12 protein-coding genes and 1 riboswitch are annotated in these 15,365 nt (G+C 57.6%); of the genes, 4 read left to right on the top strand and 8 right to left on the bottom strand.

The window, feature by feature from the left end:
* Nucleotides 1–144 precede the first annotated feature (144 nt).
* From hisS to hisG, 3 genes are read left to right on the top strand one after another with little or no spacing between them, the layout of a single operon-like run.
* Nucleotides 145–1,779: a histidine--tRNA ligase gene (hisS, locus tag BC777_RS08420; RefSeq protein WP_100367627.1), complete on the top strand. Its 1,635-nt coding sequence runs from the start codon at nt 145–147 to the stop codon at nt 1,777–1,779.
* Entirely contained in the window at nt 1,779–2,858 is a 1,080-nt protein-coding gene (locus BC777_RS08415; RefSeq protein ID WP_100367626.1) for an ATP phosphoribosyltransferase regulatory subunit, read from the top strand. Before hisS ends, BC777_RS08415 begins: the two co-directional genes overlap by 1 nt.
* Complete coding sequence (hisG, locus tag BC777_RS08410) at nt 2,852–3,541, top strand: ATP phosphoribosyltransferase (protein ID WP_100367625.1); 690 nt, start codon at nt 2,852–2,854, stop codon at nt 3,539–3,541. Before BC777_RS08415 ends, hisG begins: the two co-directional genes overlap by 7 nt.
* 9 nt (nt 3,542–3,550) lie before the next feature.
* Here the strand turns inward: hisG and BC777_RS08405 are convergent, their stop codons facing one another.
* The 3 genes from BC777_RS08405 to BC777_RS08395 form a co-directional block, all read right to left on the bottom strand.
* The gene (locus BC777_RS08405) at nt 3,551–4,342 is read right to left on the bottom strand and encodes a YkgJ family cysteine cluster protein (protein ID WP_100367624.1); all 792 of its coding nucleotides are present in this window, start codon (nt 4,340–4,342) and stop codon (nt 3,551–3,553) included.
* Between the two features lie 61 nt (nt 4,343–4,403).
* On the bottom strand, nt 4,404–5,936 hold the full coding sequence (locus BC777_RS08400; protein WP_100367623.1) for an AMP-binding protein: 1,533 nt from the start codon (nt 5,934–5,936) through the stop codon (nt 4,404–4,406).
* Between the two features lie 47 nt (nt 5,937–5,983).
* Nucleotides 5,984–6,415 carry a DUF1489 family protein gene (locus tag BC777_RS08395; protein ID WP_100367622.1) on the bottom strand — a complete coding sequence of 144 codons (432 nt, stop codon included), beginning with the start codon at nt 6,413–6,415 and terminating at the stop codon, nt 5,984–5,986.
* A 216-nt stretch (nt 6,416–6,631) separates the two neighbouring features.
* Here BC777_RS08395 and BC777_RS08390 point away from each other — a divergent pair, with 216 nt between their 5' ends.
* A complete protein-coding gene (locus BC777_RS08390) occupies nt 6,632–10,036 on the top strand; it encodes a ribonucleotide reductase barrel domain-containing protein (RefSeq protein ID WP_100367621.1) in 3,405 nt (1,134 codons plus the stop codon).
* Here the strand turns inward: BC777_RS08390 and BC777_RS08385 are convergent.
* The 5 genes from BC777_RS08385 to BC777_RS08365 all read right to left on the bottom strand — a co-directional run bounded on the left by BC777_RS08385 (nt 10,033) and on the right by BC777_RS08365 (nt 15,351).
* Nucleotides 10,033–11,088 (bottom strand): FecCD family ABC transporter permease, encoded by a 1,056-nt coding sequence (locus BC777_RS08385; protein ID WP_100367620.1) that lies wholly within the window; start codon nt 11,086–11,088, stop codon nt 10,033–10,035. The two genes, BC777_RS08390 and BC777_RS08385, sit on opposite strands and share 4 nt — an antisense overlap.
* A 3-nt stretch (nt 11,089–11,091) precedes the next feature.
* Nucleotides 11,092–12,027, bottom strand: coding sequence for an ABC transporter substrate-binding protein (locus BC777_RS08380; RefSeq protein ID WP_100368067.1), 936 nt, complete (start codon nt 12,025–12,027; stop codon nt 11,092–11,094).
* 10 nt (nt 12,028–12,037) lie between these two features.
* Nucleotides 12,038–12,820 (bottom strand): ABC transporter ATP-binding protein, encoded by a 783-nt coding sequence (locus BC777_RS08375; protein WP_100367619.1) that lies wholly within the window; start codon nt 12,818–12,820, stop codon nt 12,038–12,040.
* A complete protein-coding gene (locus BC777_RS08370; protein WP_100367618.1) occupies nt 12,817–13,224 on the bottom strand; it encodes a DUF1636 family protein in 408 nt (135 codons plus the stop codon). The genes BC777_RS08375 and BC777_RS08370 overlap by 4 nt, the downstream gene beginning before the upstream one ends.
* 119 nt (nt 13,225–13,343) lie before the next feature.
* A riboswitch (cobalamin riboswitch) is annotated at nt 13,344–13,561 on the bottom strand.
* Between the two features lie 179 nt (nt 13,562–13,740).
* Nucleotides 13,741–15,351: a GMC family oxidoreductase gene (locus BC777_RS08365; RefSeq protein ID WP_100367617.1), complete on the bottom strand. Its 1,611-nt coding sequence runs from the start codon at nt 15,349–15,351 to the stop codon at nt 13,741–13,743.
* Between the last annotated feature and the right edge of the window lie 14 nt (nt 15,352–15,365).

Below are 15,365 nucleotides of genomic sequence, written 5' to 3'. Positions count from 1 at the left end.
TTGCACCACTTTGCAAGCCTTGCGCTTTGAGTTTTTTTGCCAAGATGAAGATGGGATTAGGGCGGCATCGCAACAGTGCATTGCTCCTGTGACATTGGCGGGGTAAACGGCGCGGGAATGTGACGGACTGGCAGGACCAACCCAATGGCCAAGATCAAGAAACAACCCCGGCCCAAGGCGCAGACGCCGAAGGGCTTTCAGGATTACTTTGGTGCGGATGTGACCGCGCGCGCCGAAATGCTGAGCACGATTGCGGGTGTCTATCATCGATATGGGTTTGATGCACTGGAGACCTCTGCCATTGAAACGGTCGAGGCGCTGGGCAAGTTCCTGCCCGACGTGGACCGCCCGAATGAGGGTGTCTTTGCCTGGGAAGAGGACAATGACTGGCTGGCGCTGCGCTATGATCTGACGGCGCCTTTGGCGCGCGTTGCCGCACAGTATCGCAACGACTTGCCCTTCCCCTATCGTCGTTATGCGATGGGGCCCGTCTGGCGCAATGAAAAGCCCGGACCGGGCCGCTTCCGCCAGTTTTATCAATGTGATGCGGATACGGTCGGCGCTAGCTCTGTCGCGGCAGATGCCGAGATTTGCGCGATGCTGTCGGATACGTTGGAGGCTGTGGGGATCGACCGGGGCGACTATGTGATCCGGGTGAATAACCGCAAGGTGCTGAATGGTGTGATGGAAGTCGCCGGGCTTTCGGGCGACGACAAAGAAGCCGAGCGCGGTATCGTATTGCGCGCCATCGATAAGCTGGATCGGCTGGGACCGGACGGTGTGCGTGCCCTGCTGGGTGAAGGCCGTAAGGATGACAGCGGTGATTTTACCAAAGGCGCTGGGTTGAGTGAGACGCAGGCTGATTTGATTATGATGTTTGTGGAAGCCAATGCCGCAGTCGACCGCAAACTGCTTTCTTCGCAGGCGGAAGCCAACGACCTTGAAGACGAAAAAACGCGAGCAATCATTTCAAAAAGAGTTGCTGAAGTACGCGACGCCGGGTCCGTTGAAGCGCGAAAGGTTCTTAACTTACCAGTTGAGTCACTTGCAGCACGTAACAGGGTTACACTCAGATATTTGTCAGAAGTGGTCGGAGAGTCAAATGTTGGACAGGACGGGGTTGCAGAGCTCGAACAGATTGCCAAGTTACTAGAATCTCAAGGTTACGGTCCCGATCGTATCGTCATTGACCCCTCTGTCGTGCGCGGCCTTGGCTACTATACCGGCCCCGTCTACGAAGCCGAACTGACCTTTGAAATCACCGACCACAAAGGCCGCCCCCGCAATTTCGGCTCTGTCGCTGGCGGCGGGCGTTACGACGATCTCGTCAAGCGCTTTACCGGGCAGGAGGTGCCTGCCACCGGTGTCTCGATTGGTGTGGACCGGTTGCTTGCGGCGCTGCGTGCCACGGGGCGGATTGATACGGCTGCGCAAGGCCCTGTCGTCGTGACCGTCATGGACCGTGACCGAATGGCGGACTATCAGACGATGGTCGCTGACTTGCGCAATGCCGATATCCGGGCCGAGGTTTATCTGGGCAATCCCAAGAACTTTGGCAATCAGTTGAAATATGCGGACAAGCGTGCCTCTCCGGTCGCCATCATCGCGGGCAGTGATGAGTTTGATCAGGGGATCGTGCAGATCAAAGACCTGATCCTCGGGGCCGAGATTGCCAAGAACGCGACGCTGGAAGAGTGGAAAGACCGTCCGAGCCAATATGAGGTGCCCCGTGATCAGATGATTGCGAAGGTGCGTGAGATTTTGGACCGCAACAACTGATGCCCACCTCACCCGAAACACTCACCGAAGCGCGCCGCCTGCGTGATCTCTTTGCCGCCAAGGGCGCGCAGGTGTTCAAGGCGGATGTCTTGCAACCCGCCGATACTCTGCTCGATCTCTATGGCGAAGACATTCGTGCGCGCGCGTATCTGACCACTGATCCCTTGCGCGGTGAGATGGTCTTGCGTCCTGATTTCACCGTGCCTGTGGTGCAAATGCATATGGAGGCCCATGCTGATCCGGCGCGCTATACCTATGCAGGCAAGGTGTTTCGCAAGCAGGAAACGGATGAGACCCGCGCCAATGAATACGTGCAGGTTGGATATGAGGTCTTTGACGGGCAGAACCCGGCTGCTGCGGATGCAGAGGTCTTTGCCGCGATTGCACAAGGCTTGGCCGGGCTGCCGGTACGCGCGGCCACCGGGGATATCGGCGTACTGATGGCGGCGGTCCGTGGGTTGCGCACGACGGATGCACGCAAGGCTGCCTTGTTACGCCATATCTGGCGGCCAAGCCGGTTTCGCGCCCTGATGAAGCGGTTCGGATCGGTCAAGGTGACGCCCGCGCGCGCGGCCTTGTTGGCGGCGGATGATCCGTTTGCTGATGCCGGGCCAGACATTGGTTTGCGCAGCCGCGAAGACGTTATCGCGCGTATTGATGCTTTGCGCGCTGATGCCGCGGCCCCCCCAATCGCCGCAGAAGAGATCGCTTTGATCGATGCTATTCTTGCGTTGCGCGAGACCGCACCGAATGTGCTGAGCGCGCTGCGCGATATTGCCGTCGATATGCCCGCGATTAGCGATGCGGTTTCGGGTATGGGCGCGCGACTGGAGGCACTGGCGGATCGTGGTGTTGATGTGGCGACCCTTGAATTCGAAGGCAGCTATGGGCGCACGTCGTTGGAATACTATGATGGTTTCGTTTTCGGTTTTTACGCCACGGATCGCCCTGACCATCCGCCTGTCGCGACCGGTGGGCGATACGATGCGCTGACCGCGCAATTGGGGCAGGGCCGTGCCGTGCCTGCGGTGGGTGGTGTGATCCGCCCTGATCTGGCTTTGGGGTTGTTGCCATGTTGAAGCTGGGTGTGCCCTCCAAAGGCCGGTTGATGGAAAAGACCTTTGATTGGTTCGGTGCGCGGGGCATTGGCCTGCGCAAATCTGGATCGGATCGCGAATATGCTGGTGCGGTCGAGGGTATCGACGGGGTTGAATTGGTGTTGCTGTCGGCCGGTGAAATCCCGCGTGAGCTGGCCGCCGGGAATATTCATCTGGGTGTCACCGGCTCTGATCTGGTGCGCGAGAAGCTGGCCAATTGGAATGCGCAAGTGTCTGAATTGGCGTCGATGGGTTTTGGTGGGGCGGATCTAATCATCGCGGTACCGCAGGTTTGGGTGGATGTCAGCACTTTGGATGATCTGGATGCAGCAGCGGCGGCCTTTCGACGGACGCACGGGTTTCGCTTGCGGATCGCGACGAAGTATCACCGTTTGGTGCGCGATTTTATGCGCGAACAGGGTGTGGCAGATTATCAGCTGGTGGATAGCCAGGGTGCGACCGAAGGCACCGTCAAGAATGAAACGGCCGAGGCGATTGCCGATATCACCTCAACCGGTGAGACATTGCGCGCCAATGGTTTGAAAATTCTTGATGATGGGCTGATCCACGCCAGCCAGGCGACCTTGTTCAGGGGGCGTCGCCGTGACTGGAGCGATGCCCAGCGGGCGCAGCTTAAGACCTTGCAGATGGTGTTGGGGTTGTAGGGGCCGTTGCTACGAATGCGCCGCTTTCGATCCGTCTTTGCATGCCGTTTCAAGTGCCGAAGGCTTGTGGCGTGCACGTGCCAAGCCGTTTTCGATATTGTCGCCCGCCACGGCTGAGGCGGCAGTCGCCGCCATGCTGTATGTATGCACCTGCGTGATCCCCTTGAGCGTTTGGCGGCACAGCGCGTGGACCACCAGATAATCAAGATGGCTGCCCAAAAGCCCCGCACCTTGCTCTGCTCCGCCTGCCGCATTGCGCTCACAGGCATCCGCATTTGTTGACAGAAAGGATCGGCAGAGCATTGGTCTTGCATCATACGCCCGGCAACTACGCGTGGCGGGGTCAAGGGCAGGGCAGGCCTCTGGGTGCCAGTCACGGCCATCAGCTTGGCCCGTCAGTGGGCTGACGGCAGCATGCAATTGTGCCGCTTCGAACCCGGTAATGACCCCACCTTCGCCCCCGGACAGGATGCAACAGAATGCGCAGCCTTGGGCGCAGGCGGCCTTGCGGACAGCGTCGGGTGGTGTTTTGAGGATTTCTGCGCGTACCGCCGATCCCAATCGCCAAGCAGTCTGGCCGCTGGCCATCTCGGCCACGACGTCTTTGACCGGCATCGCATAGGATTGCGCGGTTTCAAGGTATGACGTCAGGATGCGCTTGCCTCGTGTCTCAAGGGCTTTGTCCACGCCCTTCACCTTGGCCTTGGCCACCAGACCGATCAGGTTAGCGACAGACAGCGGCGCGGATTTGCCTCCCCTCTGGGCTAGCCGGCGGGCGGCGCGTGAAGATGTTGGTTTCATAGTCAGAAGCCTTTTGATCGCACCGCCGAACTATAGAGGTACGCGCGCGCCCGTCCAGTGATCAGCCTTGCAAACCGTCGCGCAACAGACGCCGTAATATCTTTCCTGATGCAGATTTGGGAATCTCGTCTATGAAATGTATCTCGTGTAGCTGTTTGTAGTGCGCCAGTTGCTGTTCAATATGCGCCTTGATTGCGATCTCATCTGGGGCGGGTTCACCAGTAACCACAAATGCAATCGGCAATTCGCCGGCTCCTTCATCAGCTTTGCCGATGACAGCGGCGTCAACGATGCCCTCCATAGCCACAAGTGTCGCTTCCAGCTCTGCTGGGGCGACTTGGAAGCCTTTGTACTTGATCAACTCTTTTAGCCGGTCCGTGATGAACAGATAGCCATCGGCATCAATCCTGCCGATATCGCCGGTACGCAGCCAATCGCCCTCTGCCATCGTCTCTTGCGTGGCTTTGGGATTGTTCAGGTAGCCCTGCATCACATGCGGACCTTTGATCCAAAGCTCACCTTCCTCGCCCGCTGGCAGATCGGCCCCGGTTTCGATATCAACGATCCGGCAATCCGTGTTGGGCACGGCAAGACCGGCAGCCCCGGAGCGGGGTGCGCGGCCCGGAACAACATGAGACACAGGGCTAAGCTCTGTCATGCCGTAGCCTTGCAAAGCGACGCAGTTCAATCGGGCAGCGATCGTGTCAGAGAGTTCGGGGCCCGACGGGGCGGCTGCGATAAAGACCTCTTCCAGCGAAGTCAGGTCGTAATCATCAACCAACGGGTGCTTGGCCAAGGCCAGCGCCACGGGTGGAACAACCCACATGCGTTTGGCTTTATGGTCCTGACTGATCTGCAAAAAGAGCGGCAGATCAAAGCGTGGCATCGTCACAAGGGCACCGCCACCAGCAAGGTGGATATTCATCAGCACAGTCATGCCGTAGATGTGAAAGAACGGCAGGAAGGCGGCGGTGACTTCGCCTGGTTTGAAATCGGCACCCACAATAGACTGATCCACATTGATCACCAGATTACGGTGCGAAAGCATGACCCCCTTGGGAAGACCCGTAGTACCCGATGAGTAAGGCAGCACGACCGTGAAATCATCGAGATGTACCGGCACTTGATTTGGGATCGGATCACCAAAGAGCGCCTTATATTCAGGTGTGCCGATTGCGATGACAGGCGTATCACCTGCGCCTTCTTTTGCGGTCTCAAGAAAGTCGGGAATGGTGATCAGAAGTTGCGCACCGGAGTCTGCCATTTGATGGGCCACTTCATGCGCGGTGTATGTCGGGTTGAGCGTGGTGATCGTACCGCCGCCCCAGGCAACCGCATGAAAAACGACACAATACTCCGGCATATTGGGGGCCATGATGGCTACGGTCTTGTCTGCCCCAAAACCAGCCGCACCCAATCCACCAGCGAGACTTTTGACTTGGTCCATAAAGGTCGCGGCAGTTAGGCTGCGACCCGTCGGGCCATCCGTCAGGACTACGTCATCCGGTCGGTGCTCAAGACCTTGAAAAACGCGCTGGGTGATCGACAAATCCGTCGCGGCAACGTCCGGGTACGGACTGGTAAAGACTGCCATACTGGTTCCTCCCTGCGCGCGATCATGGCACAGGCATTGCAGTCTGCCTAGCGGACGCCGATTGCGGCAAGTGCCTTGGACAATTCGGGCGGCAGGGCTTCTTCGTCTTGCCGACCCTCTGGCAGGTCGCGTGGTGCATCTGCGACGGGCAGATAGCGCCAGCCTTGGAAGGCGCGTTTTGGTGTGGCCTCTACCCGGATCAGACCGGGTTTGCACACGATGGCGCAGCGGCGGATACCATCGGCTGACAGATATTCATCAAGCCTAAGGATCGGTTGGCGACACAGGATCACCCCTTTGATCACCCAAAAGATCGACCCGCCATTGAGGATTTCATCGCCCCGTTTGGGCCACATCCGGGTGATATGGCGCGGAAAGCCGTCCTCGGTCTGCGCGCGCTTGGTCGATTGCCATGCTTCTAGCCCGGCAACATCATCCGTGCCGACTGACAGCTTGAGCATGTGAACGGTTTTCGACATCAATCCCCCCCGGGATGAACTAAGAGGTAAGCCTTGCGCGGTTCGTTTCAATGGACCGCCGGAAAATGGTTTATGTGGTGTATTTCTTGAGATCAACCACTATATATGGTATTATCTTGATGTGCGGCGTTTTCACCAACAATTCGCCATTTCAATGTTGCACCCCAACTCGTAAGATACAGGCCTTGCCTGCCGCCCTATAGGAGATTCCCCGCCATGACCGCGTTTTCTGCCCCTATTGCTGAACAAATCTGGGACATGAAGTACCGGTTCAAAGAGGCCGATGGCACGCCGATTGACGAAACGGTCGAGGATACATGGCGCCGGATCGCTGGGGCCTTGGCAGCGGTTGAGGATGATCCCAAGGCGTGGGAAGGCAAGTTCTACGACGCATTGTCGGATTTCAGATATCTGCCCGCGGGCCGGATTACGGCTGGGGCAGGCACGGCGCGGTCAGTGACGCTCTTTAACTGTTTTGTTATGGGCACTGTGCCGGACAGCATGGGCGGCATCTTTGATATGCTCAAAGAGGCGGCGCTGACCATGCAGCAGGGCGGCGGGATCGGTTATGATTTTTCAACCATCCGCCCCAAGGGTGCCGGGGTGATGGGGGTGGCTGCAGATGCCTCTGGCCCGCTGTCATTCATGGATGTCTGGGATGCAATGTGCCGCACCATTATGTCTGCAGGCTCGCGCCGGGGTGCAATGATGGCGACGATGCGCTGTGATCACCCGGATGTTGAGGATTTTATTACGGCCAAATCAGACCCCGCGCGCCTGCGCATGTTTAATATGTCGGTCCTGATCACAGACCCGTTCATGGAGGCGGTCAAGTCGGATGCATCCTGGGATTTGGTCTTTGGTGGCGAGGTTTACCGCACCGTGCAAGCCCGTGACCTGTGGGATGCGATTATGCAGTCCACCTACGACTACGCGGAACCCGGCGTGATCTTCATCGACCGCATCAACCAGATGAACAACCTGAATTACTGTGAAACCATCGCGGCGACGAACCCTTGTGTGACTGCCGATACTTGGGTGCACACGGTTGCAGGTCCGCGACAGGTGGCCGATCTTATCGGGCAGCCATTTACCGCATTTATTGACGGAAAACCCCATCACAGCGGTGCGCAGGGGTTTTTCGCAACCGGGCACAAGGCTATCCTTCAATTGTCGACACATTGTGGTCGTACGCTGCGCCTGACCGCGGATCATTTGGTCCGGCGTGTCAGTCAGATGACCCGCTACCGGCAAGAAACCCAGTGGGTCGCCGCCGGTGATTTACGGCCTGATGACCAGATTGTCTTGCACAATCATACCGCAGCCGACTGGGGGCAGAATGACCCGAACGCGCAGAACGGGTATCTTTTGGGTCTTTTGATTGGTGATGGTGTCATCCGCGATGATAAAACGCTGCTCAGCGTTTGGGCCGCTGCGCCTTGCGCAGATGGGACGCTGCCGGCAGGCCCCTCGGCCGTGATGGCGCATGTTGAAACGTTGCTGCGGGCGATGCCACATCGTGCAGATTTTGCGGGTTGGCAGGCTGTCACTGGCCGCAATGAATACCGTATTGGTACGAAAACCTTGCGTGATTTGGCCGCCCGCTTTGGTTTGGCGCGCGGGAACAAGACGATCACGCCTCAGATTGAAAAGACGAGCGCGGCGTTCACAGCGGCAGTGTTGTCCGGTTTGTTCGATGCTGATGGGTCGGTGCAGGGCACACAGCAAAAGGGCGTATCAGTGCGTTTGGCGCAGTCTGATTTGCCACTATTACAAGCAGCGCAACGCATGTTGGCCCGGTTGGGGATCAACGCAACGATCTATCAAAATCGGCGGGACGCAGGTGTGCGTGATTTGCCTGATCAACGTGGCGGGATGCGCGTCTATCAGACCAAAGCGCAGCATGAACTGGTGATATCGGGCGCTAATTTGGCAGTATTTGCCGCGCGGGTGGGTTTTGTCGATGTCGATAAATCAACCCGTCTGACAAACGCGCTTGGCCATTACAAACGTAGCGTCAATCGCGAACGGTTTGTGGCACAGGTGGCCGACATAAGCATGGCTGGCACAGCGGATGTGTTCGACGTGCAGGTACCGGGTGTGAATGCCTTTGATGCGAACGGTCTTTATGTCCACAATTGCGGGGAGCAGCCTTTGCCGCCTTATGGCGCGTGCTTGTTGGGCTCGATCAACATGGCGCGTTTGGTGAAAGACCCATTCGGCGAAGAGCCCGTCTTGGATGAAGCGGCGCTGACTGATCTGGTCGCGACGGCTGTGCGGATGATGGACAATGTGGTAGACGCCTCGCGTTTCCCGCTTGACGCACAGCAGGCAGAAGCGAAAGCCAAGCGGCGTATCGGCTTGGGCGTGACTGGTCTGGCGGATGCCCTGTTGATGGTTGGTTTGCGTTATGGATCAGAAGAAGCCGCGACCCAGACCGACAGATGGATGCATCAGATTGCGCGGGCCGCATATCTGGCCTCTGTCGATCTGGCGAAAGAAAAGGGCGCGTTTCCGCTTTTTGATGCGGATCAGTTCCTAGCAAGCGGCGCCATGCAGGATATGGATGACGACGTGCGCGAGGCGATCCGCGCGAACGGCATACGCAATGCGCTTTTGACCTCGATTGCACCGACCGGGACGATCAGCCTTTATGCAGGCAACGTTTCATCCGGGATCGAGCCGGTGTTCGCCTATGCCTATACCCGCAAGGTTTTGCAAAAAGACGGATCGCGCACCGAAGAAGAGGTCGTCGATTACGCCGTGCAGCTATGGCGCGAGCTAAAGGGCGATGCCCCGCTGCCCGACTATTTCGTGAATGCGCAAACATTGGCCCCGCTGGATCATGTGCGCATGCAGGCGGCAGCGCAGAAGTGGATCGATTCATCCATTTCGAAAACCATCAATTGCCCCGAGGATATCAGCTTTGATGCGTTCAAAGAGGTTTACATGGCCGCCTGGGATCAAGGCTGTAAGGGCTGCACAACGTATCGCCCGAATGACGTGACAGGTTCGGTCTTGTCCGTGTCAGATGAAGCGTCACCCTCTGAGGTTCCTGATCAAGTGCGGGACGAGGGTGAAGGGGCTGAGGTCGTCTATATGTCCGAACCGCTTGATCGTCCGCAAGAGCTGGAAGGGGCAACCTACAAGCTGAAATGGCCCGATAGCGAACATGCCATCTACATTACGGTGAATGATCTGGTGATTGCTGGCCACAGACGTCCGTTCGAGGTCTTCATTAACTCAAAGAACATGGAACATTTTGCATGGACGGTTGCGCTCACGCGCATGATCAGTGCCGTGTTCCGGCGTGGCGGCGATGTGTCCTTTGTGGTGGAGGAACTCAAAGCTGTGTTCGATCCGCGTGGTGGTGCATGGATGCAGGGCAAATATGTGCCGTCAATCCTTGCTGCGATTGGCGGCGTGATTGAGAAACATATGATATCAACCGGGTTTCTGGCGGGCGAGGGAATGGGCCTCAAGGCCGATCCACAAGCTGATGTGGTGGCAATCAATGGCGGGCCGCGCGGCAAGGCCTGTTCGTCTTGCGGATCTTATGAGGTACGGATGATCGAAGGCTGCATGACCTGCGCGTCTTGCGGTTATTCGAAATGCGGCTAGACCGGGTTCCGGCGCAAGAGCCACACAAAAAAGGCCCCACCGATTAGCCCGGTGACGATCCCTATGGGAATATCATCGGGCGACATGACCGTGCGTGCCAGTATATCTGCCCAAAGCAGAAAGATCGCCCCGCAAAGGGCCGAGACGGGTAAGACACGCTTGTAGTCCCCGCCCACAAACAGCCGCACGATATGTGGGATCATCAGCCCGACAAAGCCGATAATGCCGGAAAAGGCCACCATGACGCCTGTGACCATCGCCCCCACAACAAACACCGTTAGCCGGAAACGCCCGACAGGGATACCAAGGGTTGCGGCTGTTTCGTCCCCTACTGTCATTGCGTTAAGGCTACTGGCGTTCGCCCAGAGGTAGGCCCCGCATAGGGTCAGGATCGCGAGCGGATAAATCAACTGGCTCCACTGCGCGAGCCCGAGTCCACCCAGCATCCAGAAGACAACCGTGTGTACCGCACGCGGATCACCAAGGAAGATCAGCACGTTGGCCCCTGACATCACGATGAAAGAGACCGCAACGCCAGCCAGTACGAGCCGGTCTGCGCTGGTGGCGGCTGCGAATTGCGAGACGCCAAGAACGATCAGGGTTGCGCCGAGTGCCCCGAGGAACGCCATCAAGGGCACGGTGAGCAGCCCGAAAAAAAGCCCGGTATGCAGCAGCGCGAGGATCGCGCCAAAAGCACCACCTGCCGAAATCCCCAGAAGATGCGGATCAGCCAGCGGATTACGTGTCACCGCCTGTAGGCTGGCCCCGACGATGGCAAGACCAGCACCTACGAGACAAGCAAGGATTGCACGTGGAAAACGGATATCCCAGACAATCGCTTCGCGTCCGGCAGACCAGTCAGGTATAACGAGGCCCGGGGCGAGCTTATTTGCCAGTACGCCCCAGACCGTCGAGAAAGAAACCGAAACCGCACCAACGCTGACGGCCACCGACAACGACAGAAAGAGCGCGACAATGCCCAGCCCAAAGGTCAGCCGCAAACGGGCCTTCTTCGGGCTGAGGGTCGCGATCTGTCTGTCGGCTTGATCCATCGGTTAGTTGTCGCGGAAGGCCGCAGCAAGAGTTTTGACCGCCGCAATATTGCGTGGCCCCGGAGTGGCCTCTACGTATTCGAGCACGACGAAACGATCGTTCTTGATGGCATCCAGCTCCGCAAAAGCAGGGTTCGACATCATAAAGTCGCGCTTTTGCGCGGCGGTCACTTCGCCATAGTCCACAATCACGATAACCTCGGGATTGCGTTCAACAACGGCCTCCCAGCCGACGGTGGCCCAGCTCTTTTCAAAGTCCTCCATGATGTTCACGCCGCCTGCTGCTTCGATCAGCGCATTGGGCATGGCATAGCGGCCTGCAGTGAAGGGGGCATCCTCGCCACTGTCATAGACAAATACGCGCGGAGCGGGCGCGAGAGCGGGCTGACTGGCAAGGAAAGCGTCCAGCTCGGCCTCATAGCCGTCAATCAAGGCTTCTGCGCGTTCTGACACGTTGAAAATCGCGCCAAGATTCCGCAGATCGTTGTACATATCATCCATCGACGCGGCACCTTTCTCGCCGATGTGAATGCAGCTTTCGGTCAGCTCATAGACCGCGACCCCAAAAGGTGCGAGCGTCTCTGGCGTGACTTCGCCGCCGACGCGCATCCCGTAGTTCCACCCAGCAAAGAAGAAATCGGCATCCGCGCCAATCAGCACTTCTTTGGAAGGGTATTGCGCAGACAGTTCGGGCAACTCATCGACGCCTTCGCGCATCGCTGCGTCTAGTTTGTTCCAGCCGGAAATGCCGGTGTAGCCGACCATATGGTCAGTCAGGCCAAGCACCAACATCATCTCGGTCAGGTTCACATCGTTTGAGATCGCGGCCTGTGGGGGCGCGTCAAACGTCACCTCCCTGTCGCAGCTTTGGACGGTTGCTTGGGCAAAGGCAGTGCTTGCCGCAAGGGTGAAAAGTGCGGTTGTCGTGGTGAGTTTCATCATGAAATCTCTAGCTTGGTAGATGGAAAGAAAGGTGATTTGTATCGCTTGGCGCCAGCTTTTCGCGGCGGGCATCGACACGGAAGGTGTTGGACACCAGCGCCTCGGTCAGCAGGCTGTCGGGCGTGCCAAAGCCGCGCGGCTGCCCATCCTCAAGCACGAGGATGTTGTCGCAGATATCAGCGGCCATATTCAGATCATGCAATGACACTACGATGGTCAGGTCAAGCTGCCGGATCAGGGCCAGAACCTCCAGTTGATGCCTGATATCAAGATGGTTGGTCGGCTCGTCAAGGATCAGGATTTCAGGTTCTTGCGCTAGTGCGCGCGCGACCATGACCCGCTGACGTTCACCGCCCGACAATGTGCCAAAGTCGCGATGGGAAAGCCCCTGAAGGTCGAGCAACGCCATCACCCGATCAATCACCGCAAGATCATGGGGATCTGCGCTGCGATACCCGCGCCGATGCGGTGTGCGCCCCAACGAGATAATCTCGCGAACGTTCAGCCCAAATGCGGCCGCTTGCTCTTGTAGGACGGCGGCGACATGTTGGGCCGCTTGGCGGGCAGGGATGGCCCAGATGTCTTGGCCGTTCACCATCACTTGACCCGTTGTCGGCGCCTGAAAGCGGTAGAGTAGACGCAACAGCGTTGACTTGCCTGCGCCGTTTGGACCGACAACGCCAAGAACGTGACCTTTTGCGACGTCAAAGCTGGTGGCGTGCAAGACAGGCGCGCTGCGTTTGTGCGGACGCCAACTTACATCCGTTACGCTAAGATGCATGCCGCTCATGACACCAGTGCCTTACTGTCTTCCAGCGCAATCATCGCAGCGGGCACACGCGCCAGCGTGGATTTGCGCAGCTTGCCGGGACGGTCGACAGATGAGCACCAGCCATCATGCAGGACAGCATATTGTTTTGCGAACGCGACCAGATCGTCGATATCATCCTCGGGGGTCATATCGCCAAAGAGGTAGGTTGCCTTTTGGGTGCCGTGGTAGGCGACGGTGCAAGGACGGTCACAACCGGCCATGCAGGCAACGCCAGAAATAGCGAAGTCTTCGGTTATACTGTCGCCCGCTGCGGCAATTGCCTTGCGCAGCTTTTCGATCAGTTCATATCCGGGGCGGCAATCCGTCCCTTTATGTTTGCACGATGTACAAACGGTGATGCGATGTTGTGTTGTCCGGTCCATGCAGCCCTCCGCGCAAATGCGGGGCTTGAGAACGGCATGTTTGTGTGGCCAATAGAGCCTGTTTCACCATCATGATCTCCGCTCCGGACACCCCGCCCGGTTTGAGTTTCCTTGGCACATCTCTGCACCCTTTGATGGCAGGTCTCCTGACTTTGCGGGTCGCCGCTTGCCCGATCCCTTCCCGAGCGTTTGCTCAGTGGTGATCATCGGGGTCGCTCGCCGCTCACAGTTGCGGGGGCAGTCACGGATTTGGCGCGCTTTGGCTCTTCCTCACCGTATTCCCTTTTCATCCCAGACGCATTTTCGGCGGCTGGAAACCATCTGCAACACTGTTCGCGATTCCGCAGGATGGGTCAAGCGGGAAGTGGACAGTTGATACTGTCAATCTTGCGGATGTACTGGCCCGCATGCGCTAGGCAGATTTGGCTGGAGGCATAAAGAACCAAGCCAAATCTGCCCCGATGATGCCGATCACGATGCCGAGGGGCGGGCAGAGACGTAGGATCAGTGGCTTTCCTAAGCATCTTCCAAAATCAAATCCGAGGCCTTCTCGCCTATCATAATGGCGGGCGCATTTGTATTGCCCGACACGATCTCTGGCATGATCGAGCAATCTGCCACTCGTAGTCCGTCTATCCCGTGCACCCGCAAACGCGCATCCACCACGGCCCCTTTATTCTGACCCATCTTGCAGGTGCCGGTGGGGTGATAGATCGATGCAGTGTTGTTGCGCGCCCAATCAAGTGTCGCTTCATAGTCATCCATCGGCAGATCGGCATGTGGACGGAATTCTGAACTGATTTTTGAAGTCAGCGGTGCATGCCGTGCAATCTTGCGGGCGATGTTCACGCCAGCCACGACGGTGCGGCAGTCCGTTTCGGTGGACAAGTAGTTGGGTATAATCCGAGGGTAGGCCTTGGGATCATTGCTTTGCAATCTGATTTCACCCTTGCTTTCAGGCCGCAATTGGCAAACCGACATCGTGAAGGCCGAAAATTTGTCGGCTCCCTTGCCGGGATTTTCTGCTGAGAGCGGTTGAACATGGAACTGAATATCTGGCGTTTCGATATCATCGCGGGTTTTCAGAAAACCGGTCGCTAGGCTTGCGGCCATTGTCATCGGGCCTGCGCGGAACATCAGGTATTTAAGCCCGATCTTGGCCTGACCCAGCAGCGAACTTACCTCGTCATTCAACGTAGGCTCATTGCATTTATAGACCAAGCGCGCCTGTAAATGATCTTGCATATTTTTGCCAACGCCGGGCAGATCGGTAACCACGTCGATCCCGTTCTCGGAAAGCTGTTCTGCTTCCCCAATACCCGACAGCATCAAAAGCTGAGGCGAGTTGATGGCCCCCCCCGACAACACCACCTCTTTGCGGGCTGTGACCGTTTGCACCGTCCCGCTGCGGTCGGTGTAGGTCACGCCTGTGGCGCGCTTGCCCTCGATGATAATTTTCTCGACCTGCGCATGTGTTATGATCTGCAAGTTCTGGCGCGATTTGACCGGATTGAGGAAGGCCACCGCCGAACTGCACCGCCGCCCGTTGCGCGCCGTGAGTTGAAAGAAACCGACGCCTTCTTGGTCAGCGCCGTTATAATCTGAATTGAATTTATACCCTGCCGCCTGCGCCGCCGCGACCCATGCATCGGTGATGGGGCGCTGGATGCGCATGTTGGAGACCGACAAGTTCCCGTCGTCGCCGTGAAAGTCATCCGCTCCGCGTTCGTTTTTCTCGGAGCGTTTGAATAGTGGTAATACATCATCCCAACCCCAGCCAATATTTCCCATTTGGCGCCAGCGGTCATAGTCTTGTGGTTGCCCACGGACATAAAGCAAGCCGTTCAAGGACGAAGATCCCCCCAGCACCTTGCCGCGGGGCCATTCGATAGAACGGCCATTCAGGCCGGGATCGGGCTCTGTCTTATAGCACCAGTCCACTTTGGGATTGTGAATGGTTTTGAAATAGCCGACCGGAATGTGAATCCAAGGATTGCGATCAGGACCGCCGGCCTCAAGCAGAATCACCTTATGCGCGGGGTTTGCGCTTAGTCTATTGGCCAAGACACAACCAGCAGAGCCTGCTCCAACAACAATAAAATCAGCTTCCACTGCTTCATTCTCCATCAATGTGAGAAAAC

Source organism: Yoonia maricola (assembly GCF_002797915.1).
GTDB lineage: Bacteria > Pseudomonadota > Alphaproteobacteria > Rhodobacterales > Rhodobacteraceae > Yoonia > Yoonia maricola.
The sequence above is the reverse complement of the archived record's forward strand: the minus strand, read 5'-3'. Positions and strand labels throughout refer to the sequence as shown.